The sequence below is a fragment of the Mycoplasma suis str. Illinois genome (assembly GCF_000179035.2).
Classification (GTDB): Bacteria; Bacillota_I; Bacilli_A; order Mycoplasmatales; family Mycoplasmoidaceae; genus Eperythrozoon_A; species Eperythrozoon_A suis.
In genome coordinates, this window is sequence record NC_015155.1 from 117,168 (window position 1) to 136,814 (window position 19,647).

The window sequence follows — 19,647 nt, forward strand, 5'->3', positions numbered from 1 at the left end:
TAAAAAATTGAATACAGCATTAAAGTTGTTAACTTTAATGTTTGGCACTACTAGTACAGCTGCCGCAGGCAGCTATGGACTAGTTAGTGTTTTCAAAAAACCAGATAAAACTAGTTCAATAGTCACTCATTCTTCTTTAAGTAAAGGGATAGCAAATGTTTCTGATTACAACAAAGGAACTTCCTCATCTTCTTTTTTGTCCGCCATTCCATCCACAACACAAGAATTAGAAACAAATAAATTTTCAAAAGACCCTATTGAAAGTAATTCTGACTCCCAAGAAATACAGAGGAAAGTGCACGAAAAATCTCTTTCAGTTAAGTCGAAAAGATCATTAGAAATTTCTGGAGAAGAATCTGTAGATAATGAGCAGTGAAAACACTATATATCTGTTGGAGAAGAAACAGAAAAAAACAGTTATTCAATGGAAGATGAAGGCTCTGAAGAAGTACCCCATATTGCAGAATTCATTAAGAGAGAAAAAAGACAAAGTTGAGATTCTCCAACTTGTCAAAAGCTAGATAGAAAGTCAGGAAATAAAGTTAACAAGTTTTGCCAAGATTTATCCATTTGAAGTATTTGACAAAGAAAAGATAAGGAGGTTAAAGATAAAAATCTTTCAATATTATTGTTTGCTGAGCGAGAGAAAATTACAACTTCTCTCAAAAAATTTGAAATATTTGATGAGAATTTATCAACAAGTAGAAGTACTACTTGAAATACTGATAGCTTAGCTTGTTTTAAACAATATGACAGTGCAGTAAGCAATAATGATGGATTCTTAATTGCATGTGAATTTTTCTCATAGTTCAGGTTTTTTTAGTAATCTATTAATTTGTCTTTTTTAAAGCTAGGAACTTACATCCTAGCTTTAATGGTGGGTACTACTAGTACAGCTGCAGCGGGAAGCTATGGATTAGTTAGTTACTTTAAACCAAAACCTAAAAATGAACAAATTTCCAGCAATAGTGACACATTAAAAACTTCTAAAAGTCCTTCTGCTGAAAATCCACATCTTCAAGATCCTTCGAACGATTTAAGAGAATCTGGAAGTTCTAGTGTGAGCGAAAATAGAGAAAATGATTTGACTTTAACTTCTAATGAAAGAACTTTAGAAAGAGATAAAGTTGGAACTCAACAAATTACAACTGTCTCCGGAGCTCAAGATAATAAAAGAATGAATGTTGAGGTTACAACAACAAATGATGTTTCAATTTCAGAAAATAAAAAATTAAGAGTTCTTGAAGAGAAAGTTCCTCCGAAAGAGGAAGAAGAATTAGAAGAATCTTCGGAGAATTTACAAGACTGAAAATTCTATATTTCTAGAGATGAGGAAAAAGATAATTTAGGTTTTTCGCAAGATGAAGAAGATTCTGCAGATATTTTTTTAGCTGAATTTATAAAAGTGGAGGAAATTCCTAAAGATACAGAATGTCAAAGATTAATTAGAGGAGATGGAAATTCTTTAGGAAGACTTCAAAAGATTGACTGTAGTTCATCTTTTTCACTTTGAAATTTGTGAAAAAGTAAATATGAAAGTAATAAAAATTCCTTAGTGTTATTGAGTGCCGATAAGTGAAAAATTAAGACAATTTTGAAAAAGTTTGAATTATTTGATCAATCTTTATCAGCCTCTAAATCTAGCTGAAATAAAGATTCTTGGGAATGTCGAAAATTAAAAGACAATTCTGAAGATGATGACAAATTTTTAATTAAATGCGATAAGTAAAAATTGTTTAAATGTTTAGTTCAATAGGAGCTAAATTAGTAATTTTGGTTGGCTCCACAATAACTCTTGCAGGTACAGGTTTAGGAGTTGTATCTTTGACATCCAAAAAATCAAAATTTATGGATCCAAAATTTATTGGAGAAAAAGTTTTGATTTTTAAGGATGGAAAAAGAGTTTGTCAATTTATAAAAGAAGACAACAGAAATGATCCTTTTGAGGAATGTTCTACAAATTGATCATTAAAAAATAAAGAATCTAAAAATAGTTTTCAAATAAGAATTAGAGAGGAAGAAGTGAAAAGATTATCTGCAGAAACTGAACAACCTGAAGAATGGATTGTTGTTTTCGCCAATGATGCGAAGCCAAGGGATGCGAAAATATTAACTAAAGAAGAAAATAAAAAGAAATGTGAAACTAAAAAAGAAGAAAATGAAGGTTATAAGTGAATTGAAATTCAATGCGAGATTGAAGAAATATCTCCTCAAATAACAGGAAAATAAATTAATAGAACATGTCTGCATTAGTTAAAGCAGCAGTTATTTTCACTTCTTTTGTCGGAACTACAGCTGGAGGCCTAGGAGTGAATTATTTAATTAACACAAATTTAGATTTTTTAAGAGCCACCAAGAAAAGCTGATTTTGAAATTATTTATTTCTCAATGAGTGATAAAAAAGTTAATTGTGATTTCTTAGATATTGAGAAAAAAGAAGTTAAGAAAAATTTAGAACAAGAATGTAAAAAATTTATCGATACTTTCTGGAAAGATGAGAGTGGGAAAAAACCTGCATTATGAATTAGAGCCGATAAGGGAAAAATCAAAGAAGCCTTGAAAAATTATTCTTGAAATTTTGAAAATAATTTAGAAACTGATGAACCCAAAAATTGAGAAGATTCTAAAAATAACCTAACTTGTAATAAAAAATTAGAAAACCAAAAAGTAATTGTGATGTGCCATCACAAAACTTAAATTCATAAAAATTTAATTTACCCCCTCTCTAAATTAAGCTATTAATTAACTAGATAAATAAGAAATAATTAGTAACTAATTTGTCTTATTTATTCAAAACATTATTTCTGTCCTTATCTCTGGGCGGGACAGCCGCAGGAGGAAGTTATGGTATAGGTTACTTAATTAATGGAAAGGGAGGTGGAAAAAGTAGAACATTAGTTAGAAGAAGTGCAGAAAATAGAGGAACTGATTCTCATTCCTCTCCTTCAGAAAAAGGAGAATCAGGACCTCAAACAACTAGAAATGATAATCATGAAGCAAGTTCTCGGGCAAGTAGTGTTTCTACGGGAACAGAAGATTCTGGAGCAACAAATAGTGGAACTCATTCAGCTCAAACCCAATCAAATCTTGGGGGGGGCAATAATTTGCGAAGCGAAGAAAGTATTTCTACTTCTATTTCCTTGAATAGAGAGAAGCAAGTGGATGCTGAATTAATTTACAATCAATATTTTTCTGGAGATGGTGAATGTTATCAACTGACTTTTAAAAATGGAAATAAAGAGAATAAGAAAGTTAGCTCCAGTTCTTGCAAAGACTTAAAAAGTATTTTTTGAAATACAAAAGATAATCAAAATCCAGTATTTTGATTAAGAACTACTCAAAATAAAATTCAAGAAATTTTGAAAGAATATCAATCTCTTTTTGGAGAAGAAAATATTGAAAAATTGATTTCCGGAAATAATCAAAATTTCAAAAATAGATCTTTGAAGTGTGAGAAAGAAATTCAAAGTGATCAAGATGTAGTTGTGAGTTGTCATGGTATAGTTGGTTCAAATAATTTAGATGGAGGAGATGATGACGAAGATGAAGAAGATTAATATTTTCTTCTAAAAATAATCAAATAGATTTATGGTAAGAAAGTTTTTCATTCCAATAGTTCTTGCTGGGGCAGGAACTTCTGTAGGGGCGGGATATGGTCTATCTAGATATTGAAATAGTGAGCAACAACAATTAGAGGAAAATTATGGAAAAAATGCGAAAGTATTTGCACAATTTATCAGAAAAACTAATGACAATGTTGAAAGTTTTGATTTATTTTGTGAAAAATGAGTAAGTAGTGATGAAGGAGATAGAAGAGCTATTATTCCTGAATTTGAATGTCAAAAATCTTTTCAACAATTACCTTTGAGAGGAGAAAAAGTTCGTGTGGAGAAATGATTAGAAGTTGAAAAGAATAGATTTAAAGATATTCTTCAACAATATTTTTCTCCTCTTTCTGAGGAAAATGAATCTTTAGTTAATGAAAATTTTGAAGGAGAGTGAAATCATGGCTCTTTAATTTGTGAAAATAGTAAGTCTAATGAAGGACAAAAAGTAATTGTTTCTTGTTATGATGCTCAAGAATTTATAAGAGAAAAACAAATTAATTGAGAGTCTTAGTCTTTCTTTGAGAGGAAAATTTAGTTAATTAATGAATCCGGCAATAGCTGTTCTATCGATAGTTGCTGGGATTGGGGGAGCTGCTGCCGCAGGAAGTTATGGATTTATGAGTTATTATGACAATTACATTAAACAACCTAGAAAGACACATGAAGAGAGATTTGGGGAATGATATAAAAGTTTTTTGCAAAAAAATTCTTCTTCATCTGCAAATATTGAATTCATTATTAAAGGCAATAATGGAAAAGAACATTATTGCAAAAAAGTAGAAAATGGTCAAGAAAGAAATATGACAAAAGAAGAGTGTGATGGAATAGTTAAACAAAAAAGTTGAAATGAAAATAATAATGTTCAGCCACAAGTGTGGCTGAGAACAGATATAGATAATATGGAGGAGGCATTCCAAAGATATTTCCCTGGAGGAAGTAGTTTAGGAGCAGATTATCCCTCAAAACAAGAAATTAATTTTTATGGTTTAACTTGCTTTAAAGACTCATTGCCTTCAGATAGAAAAATTGAAATGAGTTGTTCTCATAAAGGAACTAGATATATTTGAGGACAATATTGACAAAGAAGAAACTAGTTGTCTGTGATTACAGTATTAAAGAAATTTGTTGCTCCAATAGCTTTGGTCGGGACAAGTTCATCATTAGGTGCTGGCGGATATGGAATTTCGAATTACTTGAATGATGTATCTAGACAAAGTAGGCAGGATGAGATATATGGAGAGAATTCGAAAGTATTTTCTAGATACATCAAGAAAACTGAAGAGAGTGAAAATAGCTTTAATTTATTGTGCGAAAAATTAATAACTAGTGAGATTGGGGATAGAAAAGAAGATTTTCCTATCCCAGAATGTCATAAGAAATTTCAAGATCTTGTTTCGAAAAATAAAAAGTTAGAAATCTGAATGGAATCAGATAAAGAAAGATTTTCAGAATCTTTTAGTCAATATTTTGACAATCTTTCGGAAGAATCAGAATTATTATTTATGAATAATGAAAATTATTTAGGAAATTGAAAATATCAAAACTTGGACTGTAATAATGAGCAAATTTCTGAAAAAATAATTGTTAGTTGTTCAAACAATTCTTATTAGCTTTTAATTAGAAAAAAGCCCTAGATGGTAGGGCTTTCTAAGATAATGTTTCCTGTTTTGGGTTTCTTTGCAACTATAGTTGGTGGAGGCTATGTTGCCAATTATTTAGGTTTTTTACCTAAACAAAATTATTTGGATTTCAGTCACTGAAAAGAATCAAATACATTTGCAAACTATATTGAAAAAGTAAATGGAGAAAGCAGTAATTTTTCTTGCACCAAATGATTTACGCAAGAAGAAAAAAGTAAAAGTGAAAAAATAAGTGAAAATGATTGTCAAAAATTAATTAAAAGTCTTTCTCCCTTTAAGGAAAATTCTCAATTAGAAAGACTTTTAATAGTTAATAAAGGTAAATTGAAAGAAGTTTTTTCTGAATATTTCTTAACTATTCCTGAGATGGTTGATTTATTGCTAAACGGAAATTATGAAGGTAATTGAATGTACAGAGATTTAACTTGCAAAAAAGAAGAAAAATTTGAAAAATCAATAATTAGTTGTTTTAAAAAACAGCAAAACAATACTTAATAAGAAGGAATTAATTCCTTCTTATTTTTAGGGGAATTCTGAGAAATGAATTTCTAAAAATATTCAGAAATCCTTTAAAGTTAATGAAAGCTCAGTAGTAGAAAAATGTTGAAAGGTTGCAACATTATTTGGTCTTTAATTGTTGCAGCAGGAGGTTTAACTGCTGCCGGAAGTTATTATTTTAGGAAAGGAAATTCTGGGAGTGAAACTTCTTTAGAGTCAGCAGATGAAGAAACATTGGATCCTCTCCCCTCTTCATCTGCTGATTACATAATTAGGGGAAGTAATCTGGAAAGAAATTTTTGTGGAAAATTAATAAACGGTCAGGAAGAAGATATGTCTAGGGAAGAATGTAAAAGAATAGTTAAGGGAAATTGAGAGAAAGAAGAACAACCTGAAATGTGATTGAGAGTTAAAGAAAAGCATTCAAAAGAAGCTATGGAACATTTTTTCCCAGATAATGAAAAAGCTAGGAAAGCTTCTTTTGGAGAAAGATGAGATGCTTTAGGTTTAACTTGCGAAAAGAAAAGTTCTTCTGAAGAAAGAATAGAAATAAGTTGTTATATTCCTGATTCTTTTAAGTCTCTCATCAGAAAAACGGATAGATAGTAACATATGGTTTCTGTATTAAAAAAAGTTGCAATCCCATTTGCTGTAACTGCGGCCAGTTCATCTTTGGGAGTTGGAGGTTATGGAATAACAACTTATTTAAATGAAGCAGCTGAACAAAAACAATTAGATGAAAAATATGGAGAAAATTCCAAAATATTTGCTAGCTATATAAAGAAAACAGAAGAAACAGATAGTAATTACAAATTACTATGTCAAAAATGAATAACAAATATTAATAGCGAGAAGATGGATGTAATTCCTGAAATAGAATGCAACAATAAGTTTCAGGAACTACTAAAAGAAAATAGACAGTTAGAAGAATGATTGGAAACTGATTACAACAAATTTGATGGTGTTTTTGGTCAATATTTTGATCCTCTTCCGGAAGATATAGAGCAAACTATGAATAAAGATTATGAGGGAAATTGAAAAAGAAATAATTTGACTTGCAATAATAAGAAAAATTCCGGAAAAGTAATTGTTGCTTGTTTTAAGGAAGATCCTAGAATAGCAACTACAACTTAATTATTTTTTCTCTCCCCCCCCGAGGGGGGGGGAGATTTCAATAATTTAAAGTTGGTCTATAAAATATATGTAATTTTGCTTATGTGAAACTTAAAAAATTTTGAAATAAATGAAACATTAGTTAGCTTGGGGGGGGCAAAAGGAACAGAATGTAAAAAATATAGTCGGAGGAAATCCTCCGACTAATAAATAAGTATTAGAAAATGATAGGTCTAGTTAGTCCTTTAAAGGCATTAGCCACAACAATTTCTTTGAGCGGAGTTGTTGCTGGAGGTTATGGAGTTAGTTATTTGTTGAAAGATGAGGGAGCGAAATTAATTCCGGAAGAAAAAAGAAAGGTAGGTCCAACTGAGACAAGAAGAACTATTAAGGAAGAAGAATTTAGGGGAGGTAAAGGAAGTAAGGATTATTCTCCTAGCGTTGCATTGCCAATAATTCAACAAAAGAAGTTTGCAGCGGAAGAAATTTATAAACAAGATGATGGAAAAACAATTTGTAAAAATCTGATTCTTTCTGGGAATAGTGTGAGTTTTGAAATAGTAGAGCAAGATTTTTGTGATCAGAAAGTTAAAGAATTGTGAAATAGTGACTCGCAAAGACAACCAAAACTATGAATAAGAGCTGATGAAAAGGGTGTAATTGAAAAAGATTTGAAACAACACAGCATTACATTAACAGATAGTTCTGCAATGAATAAGGGATGAAAATGTCAAGATATTCGGCAAGATAATGGAGAGAAATGAATTGTTAGTTGCGAAAAAGAAGTTAGGGAACAATCAGATGAAGAGGAAATCCTTTAATTTAAAACACTAAACATTTAATTTTTGTTACCTTTAACAAAAGTTTTGGTAACAATGATTTCTGCTGGTGGAGTTGTTGGAGGTGGATATGGAATTAGTTATTTTTTCGGAAATGAGGTAATTAATGTAGTGGAGAAAATAAAACCTTATTTAGAAACGAGAAGACTAAAGACTTTAGATACTTTATCGAGAGGAGATGTTAAAAATACCATTACTCCAATTATTCAACCTCAAGCAAAAAGAGAAAAAGAATTTTCTGCTGAAGAAATTTATAAGAATGGAGATGGAAGTTCAGTTTGTAAGAACTTAACTCTACAAGGAAATAGTGAAATTTTGGATCAATTAGAGGTAGAACAATGTAATCAAAGAATTAGAGAGTTGTGAAATGATTCTCAAAAACAACCAAAACTATGAATAAGGGCTAAAGAAGAAGATGCAGTAAACAAAGCTTTAAAACATTACAACATCAAATTAGAAAACACTTCTGTCATGAATCAGGGCTGAACTTGTCAAAAATTTAGAGATGAATCTGAACAAACAATAATTATTAATTGCGAACAAGGGGCAAGAAGAGAGGAGTCAGAAGATGTTAATTAGAAACATTAATTTTTAAGAATTCCAATTGCTTTCCGCAACTAAATTAGTATTATTGGCAATTCCTTTAGGAGGAATTGCTTCCGCAGGAGGTTTGGGATTAGGCTACATTATTCAAGATGAAAAATTAAATCCTTTTAAAAAAGAAATAAAGGAGAAAAAAGATGTTTCTCCCTCTCCACTTAAGGATAAAGAAAAGGATTTGAAATTTTCTATAGAAGTAATTTATAACGGAGGAATGTATGGGGATAGCCCTATTTGTAAGGGTTGAGAAGGAGATGCTTCAGGAAGAAAAGAACCAAAAATATTGGAAGGTAATGATTGCCAAAAATTAATCAAATCAACTTGAGAAGAAAGTTCTGGAAAACTTCTAGAACAATTGATAAGAGCAGATCAAAAAAATGTAGCATCATACTTTAAAAGATTTTTTTCTCTGCCAGACAATAAGAGAGATTTACTAGATAAAAATAAGAAAGAAAAATGATCTCATAGTGGATGAGAATGCACTAATAAAGAGGATAAAAATAATACAGAAAAAGTAATTATTGAATGTAACAACACTAAACAAATAGTTGTTAGTTTTGGACCAAATTCTTCCGATTTGACTAGTTAAAAGGTTTATGGAAATTTCAAAATATCATTTATCAAAATAAAAGATTTACAAATATTTATTAATTAATGAGTCTTTTAGGAGCTACCAAAATATCAGCTATAGCTTTTTCAATAGTTGGTCTCACTTCTGGAGGAGTTTTTGGATTAAGTTATTTTTTGCAAAGCGAAGATTTAAACCCTCTTAAATGAAAAAGTTCATGATTGAAAAATAGTGTGATAGGTCCAATAAAACAAGCTTCAGAATTTAGTTCTGAGTCTATAGGAATTGGAAAAAGTAGAACAAATGGAGGTTATTTTTGTAGAGGATGAATAAAAGAAACTGGAGGAGTAGTAATGCTAAAAGATAAAGATTGTGAAGAAAAAGTAAAAAGTCTATGGAAGGGAAATGTTGAAAATCAACCCCAAATGTGATTTAGATCTGATAGAGAAACATCTGCTAAGTTTTTTGAAGATAAAGGATTTATTGAAATCGGTAGAGAAAGAAGAGATAATCCAATAATTAGAGAAAAAGAGGGGAGCTGGAATTCAGCTAATGGTTGAGAATGTAAACATTGAGAAAATAAAGAGAATGAAGGAAAAATAGTTGTTATTTGTGATTAATATATGGGACTTTTAGGTGCAGTAAAAATAGTTTCAATAGCACTTTCAATAGTTGGATCTACTGTCGGAGGTGGAGCAGGATTTAGTCATTTTTTAAGAAATAAAAATGCTATTGAAACTAGAAAGAAAAGAAGTTTAGAGAGACAAGAAAGAGAAAAGCAAAGATCTTTATTTAAAGAAAGGAAAGAAAAAGCTTCTCAAGAAATACCAATGAGTGAAGTTCTTGCTCTAAATAAAGGATTTAGAGCCGAATCTATTTTCAAGGGAATGGATGGACAAAGTTATGTTTGCAGAAGATGAAATAAAAATATTGAACAAGAACCTGAAAAGTGAGATGGAGATGAATGTCAAGCAAAAATTAAAGAAATTTCGGGAGAAAATTCAGAGAATAAATTTGAAAAATGATTTCGATCAGATTTAGAAACAGCTATTTCATTTTTTGCTAAAAACTTTAGACTCTTTCAAAATAAATATCAAGAATTAAGAAATAAGAAAGAAGGTAGATGGGAAATTAAAGATATGTTCTGCAATTACAAAGAAGATGAAAAAGATTCCAGAAAAGTAATAGTTATTTGTGAAAATAAGAAAACTTAATGAGTTTTCTAGGTGCATCCAAAATAGTTGCATTAGCTCTTTCAATAATAGGCTCTACTGTTAGTGGAGGAGCAGGTTTTAGTTACGTTCTAAAAAATAAAAACAATAGTGAAATAAGAAAAAAGAGAAATTTAGAGAGACAGGAAAGAGAAAGATTAAGAGCTTTGATGGAAGAAGAAAGAGCTAAAGCGAAAAAAGAAGTTACATTGAATGAAATTGCTGATCTAAATTCCGGATTAAAGGCAGAAGCATTTTTAAAGGGAATGACTGATGGAACTTATCGTTGTTGACAATGAACAAAAAGTATTCATGAAAATCCAGAAGTTTTAGGAGAACAACAATGTCAACAAAAAATTCAAGAAGCTTTGGGAGAAGATTCTGAAAATAAGCCTGAAAAGTGATTTAGATCAAATTTAGAAACAGCTATTGCATTTTTTGAAAAACATTTCAAACCAGTGATAAATAAATATCATGTCTCTAGAGAAAAGAAAGAGGGAGGTTGAGAAACTAAAGATTTGAAATGTAAATATACAGAAGATACTCAAGATAAAAGAAAAGTTGTTGTTAGATGTGATAAGAAAAATTCTTGATTTTTGAGTTAAAAATAAGAATTTTTTGATTAATAAATAATGAAAAATAAGAAAACACAATAATGAGTTTTCTTGTTGGGGCAACTAAAATAGCTGTGTTGGCTCTTTCAATAATGGGAACTACCGCCACTGTCGGTATTGGTTTAAGTTATACCTTAAAAAGTAAGATTTCCGAAAAAGCTAGGGAAAAGAGAATTGCAGAAAGAAATGAAAGGGTAGAATCCGAGAAAAAAGCTAAATTATTGCAACAACAGAGAAGAATAGAAGCTCCATTAGTTAACAAAACATTTAAGTCTGAAACAATTTTCAAAAAAATAGAAGGAAATGGAAGTCAGTGTTGAGAATGAAAAGATGGAATTAAGGGAGTTCATACAGCTTTAGAAGAAGAAGCATGTAAGAAAAAAGTTCAAGAAATTTGAGGAGAAAATTCTGTAACACAACCAGAAAAATGATTTAAGTCAGATCCAGAATCAGCTATTAGCTTTTTTGTAGAGAATTTATCTCTAACTTGGGATAAATATTCCTTATTGAGAAGTGAAGAAAAAGATAATTGAGAAACTGGTACATTTTTATGTAGTCATAAAAAAGATAAAGATGATAAAGAGTTAATAGTCATTAGCTGTAATAAAAAATCTAGTTCTTATTACAGAAGGAGATAAGTTTATGAGGTTTTGGACTTCTCGAGAAGTCCAAAATTTTTTAAAAAATTAATAAATTATTTTTCTTAATTTGTTAAAAAGTTATTTAAATTAAAGAGCTAAAAAATAGTCATGAGTTTTTTTGGTGCAACCAAAATAGCTTTATTAGCTATTTCAATAATAGGATCTACTGCCGGAGTAGGTGGTAGTTTAAGTTACAAACTGAAAAACAAGTTATCTGAGCAGGCCAGAATTAAAAGAAGTCAAGATAAAAAACAAAGAGTTGAGGCTGAAAAGCAAGCCCAAACATTACGCCAAAAGAGAAAAGAAGAGGATCCAATTGAGCATAAAGTATTTAAGGCAGAAGCAATTTCTAAAGGAGTTAAGAATGGAAATTATCTTTGCTGAGAGTGAGAAAAAGGAATTCATGAAGATAAAACCACTCTAGATAATGGAAAATGTAAAGAAAAAGTTCAAAAAATTTGAGGAGAAAATTCAGACAAACAACCAGAAAAATGATTTAGATCTAATCCAGATTCAGCAATTGTGTTTCTCAACAATTCCTTATCTTTGTCCCAAAATAAGTTTTCTATTCTGAAAAGTAAAGATAATAATTTGTGAGAAACTGGTGGATTTTGATGTAAACACAAGGAAGATAAAGAAAATGAAGGCATGATAATTGTAGGGTGTGATAAAGAAAGTTGAAAACTTTCACAATGAGAATAAGATAATATGCTTTTAGGCTCTAAGAGCCTAATATTATCTTCATTTCTAGGTTTGGGTGTTGCTTCCGTCGGAGGCCTTGGAATTAATTATTTATTGGAGAATAGGAATCCAAGTTCCCCTAAAAAATTAAAAAATTCTATTTTTGGAAATAAGATAGTAAGTTCATCTTCCGAAGAAATTTCTTCAGATATAAAAGAAATTAAAGATCCCGTTATAGTTTCTGAGGCTCATGGAACTGAAAAGTCCGAAAATCTAACTCTTAAAGGAGATATTCACGACCCTGAAAAAAGTGATAACAAAGAAGATACTTCTTCTACTGTAGAGCAATTAAAAAGTTCAATGGAAGAATTTGACGCAACAGTTATTCAGAAAAAACAAAATACAGATGATTCTGTAAGTTGTTATTTTTGAAAATTTAATGAAAATAATGAAATTATTAACAACTTTGATTTTTCTGGAAAATCTTGTCAAAAATTAGCTAATGAAATTTTTGGAGAACAATTAAAAGAAAAAGTTCCGAGAATATGAATTAAATCAAAACAAGATAAAGTTGAAGAAATATTAAGTAAATATGTTGAAGGTATATTTAGTGAGAGAACAATTGAAAAAGAACAAAAGTGAAAACATAATGGCTGAAGTTGTGAGAATCAAATATTTTCAGGAGAAAATTTAGAAAAAATAATTGTTAGTTGTGAGTTTACTCAACAAACATAACTAGTAAAAAATAATGGGACTATTTAGTGCAGCAAAGATAGCTGCACTAGCTATCTCAATAATTGGTTCTACTTCAGTTGGAGGTATGGGATTAAGTTACACATTAAAAAACAGAAATCTGAGCCACTATAGAGAAAAAAGGAAATTAGAAAAGGAAAAACGAAGACAACTTGAAGAAGAAGCTAAAAAGAGAATCAATCTTTCTAGACAAGAAGTGCAGCACAAAACAATGATGAAAGAATTAGGTTTTAAAGCTGAAGCTATTTTCAAAGGAATGTCTGAAAATAGCTATTTTTGTTGAGAATGAACAAGAAGTATTTATGAGCAATATAAGTCTTTAGATAGTGATAATTGTCAGAAAAAAGTAAAGAAAAGGTGGGGAGAAGATGTTTCAAAATATCCAGAGAAGTGATTTAGATCTGATCCGGAATCAGCTATTAGATTCTTTTCTGAATATTTATTCTTAACTGGAGATAAGCATCACTTACTTAAGAGTGATTCAGAAAAGAAATGAACAACGAAAGAATGAGAATGTAGTCACAAAAAGGATGGTGAATATGTTGGAGTAATTGTTGCAAGTTGTTATAAAGAAAAAAGCATTCATTAAATTAGTAAAAAATAGTTATGAGTTTTTTAGGAGCATTTAAGATAGCTGCAATAGCTCTTTCAATTATGGGATCTACCGCGGGGGGGCTATGGATTCAGTTATTTTGCAAAAAATAAAAGATTAGAGCTACTTAAACAAAAAAGACTAGAAAAACAAGAACAGAAAAAACAAGAAGCTTTAGAAAGACAAAAACAAAAATCTTTTAGAGATAAGGCTAAGGAAGAAGTTCCAGCCAAAAAATTTGAATTCAGAGCTGAAGCTATTTCTAAGAGCATCAATAATGGAGGATCCTATACTTGTTGGGAATGGGATTATAAGAATTATGGAGATCCTAAAGCTCTAGAAACAAATTCATGTCAAGAAAAAGCTAAAAAAATTTTGGGAGATAATTTTGAAAGTAGTCCAGATAAATGATTCAGATCAGACTGAGATTCCGCAATAACTTTGCTTTCCAAAAATTTAGCTTTACCGAGAGAAGAACATAATTCTCTTTGAAGAAATAAAGAAGGTCAATGAGAAACTACAAATTTGAAATGCAATTACAAAGAAGAAAATGGTGAAGAAAGAATAGTTGTTAATTGCCAAAACAAAGCTAAACAAGTAAATTACTACTCATACTAGAAACTAAGTTTCCGGAGTTTCCTCCGGAAATTAATTTCTTTTAATACAGCTTTAGTTTTGTTCTTAAAATATATGTAATTTTGTCTATGAGAAAGGTGTTTTAGGCATTTATGTTGATTAGTTTTCCAAAATTATTGTTTACAACAATTTCTTTAAGTGGAGTTGTTGCTGGGGGTTATGGAATAAGTTACATTTATGGAAGTAATGGGAGAATAGTCGATAAAACCAGAACTATCTACGATAGTTCTGATCATACTAAGGTGGCCAGTTATTATTCAACAGGAGATTCTTCTGCAACTCCTTCCGAAAAAAGAAGAGTTGAGAAGAAATTCTATGCTGAAGGAATTTATAGGCAAAAAGATGGTACTTTGAGCTGTAAAAATTTAGTTCTTTCTGGAAATAGTGTTAATTTTGAAGAAGTAGGGGAAACTGAATGTAAACAAAAATCAGAACAATTAAAAATACAAGATTCCGAAGATCAATTATCAAAAGTATGAATAAAAGCTAAAGATGATGAAGCTGTAAGGAAAGCTTTAAATAGCTATAGTATTTCTTTTGACATTAAGGCTGGAGAAAGTCAAAAAGAAGATAGAGAATGAATTTGCAATAGAAATGAAGAAAATCAAGAAGTTTCTGAAAAAACTATAGTTATTAGTTGCAATAAAAAACCTCAAATTGAGGTTTCAGAAGATATTTCAAACTAAATGTTTTTGTTATTAATAAATAAAATATTTGTAATTTTTCCTTCATAGATTTTTAATATGAAATTTTTTAAATTTCTGTTTTTGTGCGGGGGGGGCATTGAAAATTTTTTAAATTACAAAAAGGTTGTAGAGTTTTTAAAAGTCGGAGTAAATCTCCGACTTAAGAAAAGTTAAGTAGTGAGTTTATTTTTTAATGCTTTAAAAATTTCTGCAGTAGGTCTTTCTATAGGTGGAGCCACTGCGGGGGGGGCTTAGGGTTAAGTTATGTATTTCAAAATGAAATCCTGAATTCTTTTAAAAGTAAGTGAATAAAAAATTATGAAAAACCAAAAAAATTATTAAATGAGGAAGTTGAGTTCCCTCCCAATAAAAACCTATTAGAAGATTCTCCAATTAAGAAATTGGAATTACTTGCAGAGTACATAAATAAAGGAAGAACAAATGATGGATATTCTTGTGAAGAATGAAATAATGGACAAAATGGAAGATCTGTGATTCTAGAAAAATCTAAATGCAGAGAAAAAATTAGAAAAATTTGGAAAGAAAATTTTGATAGTCAACCCCAAATTTGATTTAGGGCCGATGGACAAACAGCAGCTTTATTTTTTGAGAGAAAGTTATCTTTACCTAAAAATAAGCATTATTTATTAAAGACTAAAAATCAAGGTAATTGGGAGGCTAATGGTTGATCTTGTGAACATAAAGAAGATTCAGAAGATCCTAAAAAGATAGTTGTAAGTTGTGAATAATTTTTTAAATAATCTAACTAAATAATGAGTTTTATTGGAACGGCCAAAGCCGCAACAATAGTTCTTACATTAGGGATTGGGGCTGCCGGAGGCGGACTCGGTTTAGGTTATGCTGCCCAAAATAATAGTTTTGGTGTTTTTAGAGAAAGACATGAAAAAGAGCCAGTTGTTGTTCCTGCAGATCCAATAAATAATGCTGAAAAGGATAGTTCAAACCCAAATCAAAAAGATTTAAAAAGTAAAGCTTCCGAACCAAAAATAAGTTTTGATGCAGAAGTTATTTATGGGAAGTCACATGGAAATATATGTAAAGGGTGAGCAGGAAAAGTTGTTGGAGATCCAAAAATAATGGATGACGCAGAATGTCAGAAAAAAATACAAAGTAATTGACCTGAAGAAAATTCTTCTCAACAACCAGGAATTTGATTAAAAGCTAGCGAAGAGAATGCTGTTTTATTTTTTGTTAAATATTGAGGACTTTCAAAAGAAAAACAACAACTTCTAAAGAAAGATAATCAGGAAAAATGAACATCTTTGAGTTGAGAGTGTACCAATAAAAAAGATTTAGAAGATGGAGAAAAAATAATTGTGAGTTGCAACAGTACAGTAACTCAAAGTAACTTGAGAAAGTAGTATGCATTTAACTCTTAAAGCTTTTACTTTACCTTTAACTGTAGGTTTTGCTGGCTTAGCAGCTGGCGGAGGATTTAGTTTAGGTTATTTGAACAATAATTCTGAATTGAAAAATTCAGAAAATATACCAAAAGAAGAATCTTTTGGTGAAAAGGTTGCAGAAATTATTTATAGAACAAAATCTTCTGAAAAAGAAATAAGTTGTTTCAACTTATTCACTAAAGAAGAACAACAAGAATTAATCAAGAAAGATGTTTCTTCAGAGATTAATTGCAATGAAAGATTCAAAGGTATTTGGGGAGAAATTTACAATGATCGACCAAAAGTTTGAATGAAAGTGAAAGAAAAACAAATGGACAAAGTTTTAGATATGTTTATTGCCGGAGCTAACGGCAATAAACAAGCTTGAGGAGAAGTTAAAAATAGACAAAATTGGGAGCGTTATGACTGAATGTGCCACAAAAAAGAATCTTCTGAAACAAATTCAGAAGAAATTGCTTTAGATTGTGAAGAAACTCACACAATAATGAGATTTGATAATTCATATTCCGAAAAATAATGAGTATTTTCGGAATAACTAAATTAGCAACAATAACTATTGTTGTAGGGGCTAGTGCCGCTGGAGGAGGTTATGGCTTAGGGCATTTTTTAAACAATAAAAATAATGAAAGTAATTTAGTTCAAGATTCTTTTCTGGGGAAACAAATTGGAGAAATAATTAAAAAAGAAAAAACTGAAAATGGAAAAATAAGTTGTTTCAACTTATTTATTGATGAAGAGGAGCAAGAAAAAGAATTAGATAAAAAATTTATCACCAAAGAAATTAATTGCAACGGAGAAGAAAAAGTTGTTTGGAGTAATCCAAAAGGGAATAATCCTAAAGTTTGGATGAAAGTTAAAGAAGAACATTTAGATAATGTTTTGGATATTTACATTACCGGAAGAAATGAAAATAACAAAAAAACTTGACAAGAAGTTAGAGAACTTTCTTATTGAGAAAGATATTCTTGAATGTGCCACAAAAAAGATTCTTCTCAGTTGCGTTCTGGTCTTGAAGGAATAATTTTGGATTGCGAAGAAACCCCCACAATATTTTCACTAGAAAATTTGACTTCTAGTTAGTTATGAGTCTTGTAGCTGCAACTAAAGTTGCATCAATAACTCTTGCGTTGGGAGCTAGCGCTGCCGGAGGCGGACTCGGTTTAGGTTATGTTTTTCAAAATAATGATTTAGGGATTTTTAAGAAAGAAAAATCTGTCGGAAAAGGGGAGGCTTCTACGAAAGATTCAAAAATAAAAGAAAATTCTGATGCTTCTTCTCTAGCATTAGAAAAAACTAAAAAACCAGAAGTTGATTTAAGTTTGGCAACAGAAGTAATTTATAAGGGAGAAACATTTATGGGAGGCCCTGCTTGTCAAATATGACCTAAAGAAGTTGTAGGAAATTCTGAGCCAATAAATTCTGAGGAGTGCGACGCTAAAGTTGAAAAACTTTGACCAAAAGGTGGTTTAGAACAACAACCTGAAATTTGATTAAGGGCCAGCGAGACTAATGCTTTCAAATTTTTTAAAAGAATACTTGGAATTTCGGAAAGAAATAAAGATTTTTTAAAGAGAAGGGGAGACAATAAATGAACTTACAGCAATAGAAATTGCGTGAATAAACAAGATACAGAATTTCCAGAAAAAATAGTTGTAAATTGTAACCCCACAACACCTTTAAATCCTTTAACTAGATAACGTGCCGTTAAATTTGAAAGGTTGATATCTACCTTTCGCAGTAGGATTTACAGGAGTTGCTGCGGGAGGAGGTTTTAGTTTGGCAAGACTTTTGTCTAGTAAATATGAAGGGAAATCTTATAGAAAAAATTCAATGAATTCTCTTGTTGTAGTTCCAGCAACAAAAAATAATGTAGATAATATAAATTTGGCTCCGAAAAGTTCCGAAGATGCAACTTCAGAAAAGTCAAAACAATTATCTTCTTTCTTCCGCAAAAAAGATGATTCAGGAGAAAAGTTAAAAGATTTTTCTGAAGTAGTTCCTAGTTTTGAAGATTTAATTAAACAAATAAGAGAAAGAAAGGGGCCAATATTTTCATTAGGTCCTGAAAAAGTAATTGCTGAATTTGTTTATAGAGATTTAAAAAATGGAATCCCTCTAACTTGTGAACAGTGATTTTCTTCAAGTTGACATGATAGAGAGGTTTTGGGAGATAATGATTGCAATAATTTATTAATTAAAGAGGTTTTGGGAGATAATGGAGGTTCGGGAAATCAATCAATAAAGTGATTTAGGGCTGGTCAGGATGATTTTGAAGATATCTTCAATTATTCATTTCCAAAGAATTTAAGAAAAGGTAATTTTGAAATTGAAAATCAAAATTGAAAGCTAGGTGAAGAATGAGATTGCGTAACTAATTGAGACAAATCTGGAAGAGTAGTTATAAGTTGTCATAAAAATCAAGAAAAAATAGAATTTGGTGAAAAGCAATAGTATATTGTTCTTTGGTTTAAAAAGTATTGTTCTCCCAGTGTTACTGGGAGTTAGTGGAATTGCTGTAGTGGGAGGTTATGGGGCAGCAAATTATTTCAATGTTTTTGGAATTAAAAAAGAAAGAGAAATAGCGCCTATTGAATACATATTGAAAGAAAAAGATCAAAGTAAAGATTCAACTTGCTTTGAATGATGAGGTAATGGAAATGAAAGAAATATGGATAAAAATGTTTGTCAACAAATTATTCAAGAAAAATGAAATAATCAAAAAGATCAACAACCAGATTTCTGGTTGAGATCAGAAAATAAAGATATTGTTGGGGCTCTGTCCAACTTAATTAATGAGGAGGGGAAAGGAAATGAGTCAATAAGTGTAGAATTATTTTTGCCAATTCAAAATACTGAATTAACCTCTAAATCAATGAATTGTTTTAAAAAGCCAATAAAAGATGGAAAGATTGAGGTTAGTTGCACTTTCACTGAAAATGCAAAAAGACATTAATATAGATAATTAATTTAGTATGGTGTTAGGAATTAAGAGTTTGATATTCCCATTAGTTTTGGGAATGAGTGGTGTAGTTGCTGCCGGAGGTTATGGAATATCAAATTATTTAAGTAGTGGTTCCGAACTTGGGGGGGGGCAGTAAGCATGATGAAAAGTTACGAGAAAATAACAATTTAGGAATTGGAGGAAGGGGAGTCCCTCCCCTTAAGTCAACTAAAAACAATTTACCAGTTTCTGTTGAATATATCCTGAAGGGAACAGAAAGAAATAATCCTTCCTGTCTGCAATGAATTAATGGAGAGGAATCAATTATGGATCCTCAAATTTGTGACAGCATAATTCATGAAAAGTGAAGTAGTAATTACTATAAACAACCAGATATGTGAGTAAGAGCTGATGAAAAAGATGTAGTGAAAGCTCTCTCTAGTCACTTCAATTATGAAGGGTGATATGGAGTTCTAATAGAAGAAGAAAGATTCTCTCAAGAATCTTGAAATGCTTTCTCTTTGTCATGTACTAGAAAGAATGTGGAAAATGGTAAAGTTGAAGTTACCTGCTTTCACAGTGACAAAGTAATAAGAAAATAA

33 protein-coding genes are annotated in these 19,647 nt (G+C 30.5%); all 33 read left to right on the forward strand.

What is annotated here, in order from left to right; translation table 4 throughout:
- The first annotated feature begins 7 nt into the window (after positions 1-7).
- The 33 genes from MSU_RS00655 (at position 8) to MSU_RS00805 (ending at position 19,647) form a co-directional block, all read left to right on the forward strand.
- Positions 8-808 (forward strand): hypothetical protein, encoded by an 801-nt coding sequence (locus tag MSU_RS00655; protein ID WP_158304033.1) that lies wholly within the window; start codon positions 8-10, stop codon positions 806-808.
- Between the two features lie 27 nt (positions 809-835).
- The gene (locus MSU_RS00660) at positions 836-1,729 is read left to right on the forward strand and encodes a hypothetical protein (RefSeq protein ID WP_013608831.1); all 894 of its coding nucleotides are present in this window, start codon (positions 836-838) and stop codon (positions 1,727-1,729) included.
- 11 nt (positions 1,730-1,740) lie between these two features.
- Positions 1,741-2,229, forward strand: coding sequence for a hypothetical protein (locus tag MSU_RS00665; protein WP_013609642.1), 489 nt, complete (start codon positions 1,741-1,743; stop codon positions 2,227-2,229).
- A gap of 11 nt (positions 2,230-2,240) precedes the next feature.
- Positions 2,241-2,399 carry a hypothetical protein gene (locus tag MSU_RS04620; RefSeq protein ID WP_013608834.1) on the forward strand — a complete coding sequence of 53 codons (159 nt, stop codon included), beginning with the start codon at positions 2,241-2,243 and terminating at the stop codon, positions 2,397-2,399.
- Positions 2,389-2,697, forward strand: coding sequence for a hypothetical protein (locus tag MSU_RS00670; RefSeq protein ID WP_013608835.1), 309 nt, complete (start codon positions 2,389-2,391; stop codon positions 2,695-2,697). The genes MSU_RS04620 and MSU_RS00670 overlap by 11 nt, the downstream gene beginning before the upstream one ends.
- 80 nt (positions 2,698-2,777) lie before the next feature.
- Positions 2,778-3,557: a hypothetical protein gene (locus tag MSU_RS00675; RefSeq protein WP_013608836.1), complete on the forward strand. Its 780-nt coding sequence runs from the start codon at positions 2,778-2,780 to the stop codon at positions 3,555-3,557.
- A 31-nt stretch (positions 3,558-3,588) separates the two neighbouring features.
- A complete protein-coding gene (locus tag MSU_RS00680) occupies positions 3,589-4,119 on the forward strand; it encodes a ribonuclease H family protein (RefSeq protein WP_013609643.1) in 531 nt (176 codons plus the stop codon).
- A gap of 31 nt (positions 4,120-4,150) precedes the next feature.
- Positions 4,151-4,702, forward strand: a complete 552-nt coding sequence (locus MSU_RS00685; protein ID WP_013609644.1) for a hypothetical protein — start codon at positions 4,151-4,153, stop codon at positions 4,700-4,702.
- Positions 4,703-4,708: 6 nt separating this feature from the next.
- Complete coding sequence (locus MSU_RS00690) at positions 4,709-5,218, forward strand: hypothetical protein (protein WP_013608839.1); 510 nt, start codon at positions 4,709-4,711, stop codon at positions 5,216-5,218.
- Positions 5,219-5,242: 24 nt separating this feature from the next.
- Positions 5,243-5,743: a hypothetical protein gene (locus MSU_RS04345; RefSeq protein ID WP_013609646.1), complete on the forward strand. Its 501-nt coding sequence runs from the start codon at positions 5,243-5,245 to the stop codon at positions 5,741-5,743.
- A gap of 105 nt (positions 5,744-5,848) precedes the next feature.
- Positions 5,849-6,352, forward strand: a complete 504-nt coding sequence (locus MSU_RS00700; RefSeq protein ID WP_013609647.1) for a hypothetical protein — start codon at positions 5,849-5,851, stop codon at positions 6,350-6,352.
- A 6-nt stretch (positions 6,353-6,358) separates the two neighbouring features.
- Positions 6,359-6,880, forward strand: a complete 522-nt coding sequence (locus MSU_RS00705) for a hypothetical protein (RefSeq protein WP_013609648.1) — start codon at positions 6,359-6,361, stop codon at positions 6,878-6,880.
- A gap of 203 nt (positions 6,881-7,083) precedes the next feature.
- Complete coding sequence (locus MSU_RS00710; protein WP_013608844.1) at positions 7,084-7,680, forward strand: hypothetical protein; 597 nt, start codon at positions 7,084-7,086, stop codon at positions 7,678-7,680.
- Positions 7,681-7,704: 24 nt separating this feature from the next.
- Positions 7,705-8,277 (forward strand): hypothetical protein, encoded by a 573-nt coding sequence (locus tag MSU_RS00715; RefSeq protein ID WP_013608845.1) that lies wholly within the window; start codon positions 7,705-7,707, stop codon positions 8,275-8,277.
- 52 nt (positions 8,278-8,329) lie between these two features.
- Complete coding sequence (locus MSU_RS00720) at positions 8,330-8,887, forward strand: hypothetical protein (protein WP_013608846.1); 558 nt, start codon at positions 8,330-8,332, stop codon at positions 8,885-8,887.
- A 65-nt stretch (positions 8,888-8,952) separates the two neighbouring features.
- Positions 8,953-9,486: a hypothetical protein gene (locus tag MSU_RS00725; protein ID WP_013608847.1), complete on the forward strand. Its 534-nt coding sequence runs from the start codon at positions 8,953-8,955 to the stop codon at positions 9,484-9,486.
- Positions 9,487-9,489: 3 nt separating this feature from the next.
- On the forward strand, positions 9,490-10,080 hold the full coding sequence (locus tag MSU_RS00730; RefSeq protein ID WP_013609650.1) for a hypothetical protein: 591 nt from the start codon (positions 9,490-9,492) through the stop codon (positions 10,078-10,080).
- On the forward strand, positions 10,080-10,682 hold the full coding sequence (locus tag MSU_RS00735; RefSeq protein WP_013609651.1) for a hypothetical protein: 603 nt from the start codon (positions 10,080-10,082) through the stop codon (positions 10,680-10,682). Before MSU_RS00730 ends, MSU_RS00735 begins: the two co-directional genes overlap by 1 nt.
- Positions 10,683-10,732: 50 nt before the next feature.
- Positions 10,733-11,329, forward strand: a complete 597-nt coding sequence (locus tag MSU_RS00740; RefSeq protein WP_013609652.1) for a hypothetical protein — start codon at positions 10,733-10,735, stop codon at positions 11,327-11,329.
- Positions 11,330-11,440: 111 nt separating this feature from the next.
- Positions 11,441-12,034 carry a hypothetical protein gene (locus MSU_RS00745; protein ID WP_013609653.1) on the forward strand — a complete coding sequence of 198 codons (594 nt, stop codon included), beginning with the start codon at positions 11,441-11,443 and terminating at the stop codon, positions 12,032-12,034.
- A 6-nt stretch (positions 12,035-12,040) separates the two neighbouring features.
- Positions 12,041-12,748, forward strand: coding sequence for a hypothetical protein (locus MSU_RS00750; protein WP_013609654.1), 708 nt, complete (start codon positions 12,041-12,043; stop codon positions 12,746-12,748).
- A 13-nt stretch (positions 12,749-12,761) separates the two neighbouring features.
- Positions 12,762-13,355, forward strand: a complete 594-nt coding sequence (locus tag MSU_RS00755; RefSeq protein WP_013609655.1) for a hypothetical protein — start codon at positions 12,762-12,764, stop codon at positions 13,353-13,355.
- 378 nt (positions 13,356-13,733) lie between these two features.
- Positions 13,734-13,976 carry a hypothetical protein gene (locus tag MSU_RS00760; RefSeq protein ID WP_013608857.1) on the forward strand — a complete coding sequence of 81 codons (243 nt, stop codon included), beginning with the start codon at positions 13,734-13,736 and terminating at the stop codon, positions 13,974-13,976.
- A 110-nt stretch (positions 13,977-14,086) separates the two neighbouring features.
- Entirely contained in the window at positions 14,087-14,680 is a 594-nt protein-coding gene (locus tag MSU_RS00765) for a hypothetical protein (protein WP_013609657.1), read from the forward strand.
- 401 nt (positions 14,681-15,081) lie between these two features.
- Positions 15,082-15,429, forward strand: a complete 348-nt coding sequence (locus tag MSU_RS00770) for a hypothetical protein (protein WP_013609658.1) — start codon at positions 15,082-15,084, stop codon at positions 15,427-15,429.
- A 24-nt stretch (positions 15,430-15,453) separates the two neighbouring features.
- Entirely contained in the window at positions 15,454-16,062 is a 609-nt protein-coding gene (locus MSU_RS00775; protein WP_013609659.1) for a hypothetical protein, read from the forward strand.
- A gap of 1 nt (position 16,063) precedes the next feature.
- The gene (locus tag MSU_RS00780) at positions 16,064-16,621 is read left to right on the forward strand and encodes a hypothetical protein (protein WP_013609660.1); all 558 of its coding nucleotides are present in this window, start codon (positions 16,064-16,066) and stop codon (positions 16,619-16,621) included.
- Positions 16,621-17,184 carry a hypothetical protein gene (locus tag MSU_RS00785; protein WP_013609661.1) on the forward strand — a complete coding sequence of 188 codons (564 nt, stop codon included), beginning with the start codon at positions 16,621-16,623 and terminating at the stop codon, positions 17,182-17,184. The genes MSU_RS00780 and MSU_RS00785 overlap by 1 nt, the downstream gene beginning before the upstream one ends.
- 2 nt (positions 17,185-17,186) lie before the next feature.
- Positions 17,187-17,801, forward strand: a complete 615-nt coding sequence (locus MSU_RS00790; protein ID WP_013609662.1) for a hypothetical protein — start codon at positions 17,187-17,189, stop codon at positions 17,799-17,801.
- 1 nt (position 17,802) lies between these two features.
- Positions 17,803-18,555 (forward strand): hypothetical protein, encoded by a 753-nt coding sequence (locus MSU_RS00795; RefSeq protein ID WP_013609663.1) that lies wholly within the window; start codon positions 17,803-17,805, stop codon positions 18,553-18,555.
- A 4-nt stretch (positions 18,556-18,559) separates the two neighbouring features.
- A complete protein-coding gene (locus tag MSU_RS00800; protein WP_148221828.1) occupies positions 18,560-19,057 on the forward strand; it encodes a hypothetical protein in 498 nt (165 codons plus the stop codon).
- A 19-nt stretch (positions 19,058-19,076) separates the two neighbouring features.
- On the forward strand, positions 19,077-19,202 hold the full coding sequence (locus MSU_RS04890) for a hypothetical protein (RefSeq protein WP_272941033.1): 126 nt from the start codon (positions 19,077-19,079) through the stop codon (positions 19,200-19,202).
- Positions 19,174-19,647 (forward strand): hypothetical protein, encoded by a 474-nt coding sequence (locus MSU_RS00805; protein WP_013609665.1) that lies wholly within the window; start codon positions 19,174-19,176, stop codon positions 19,645-19,647. Before MSU_RS04890 ends, MSU_RS00805 begins: the two co-directional genes overlap by 29 nt.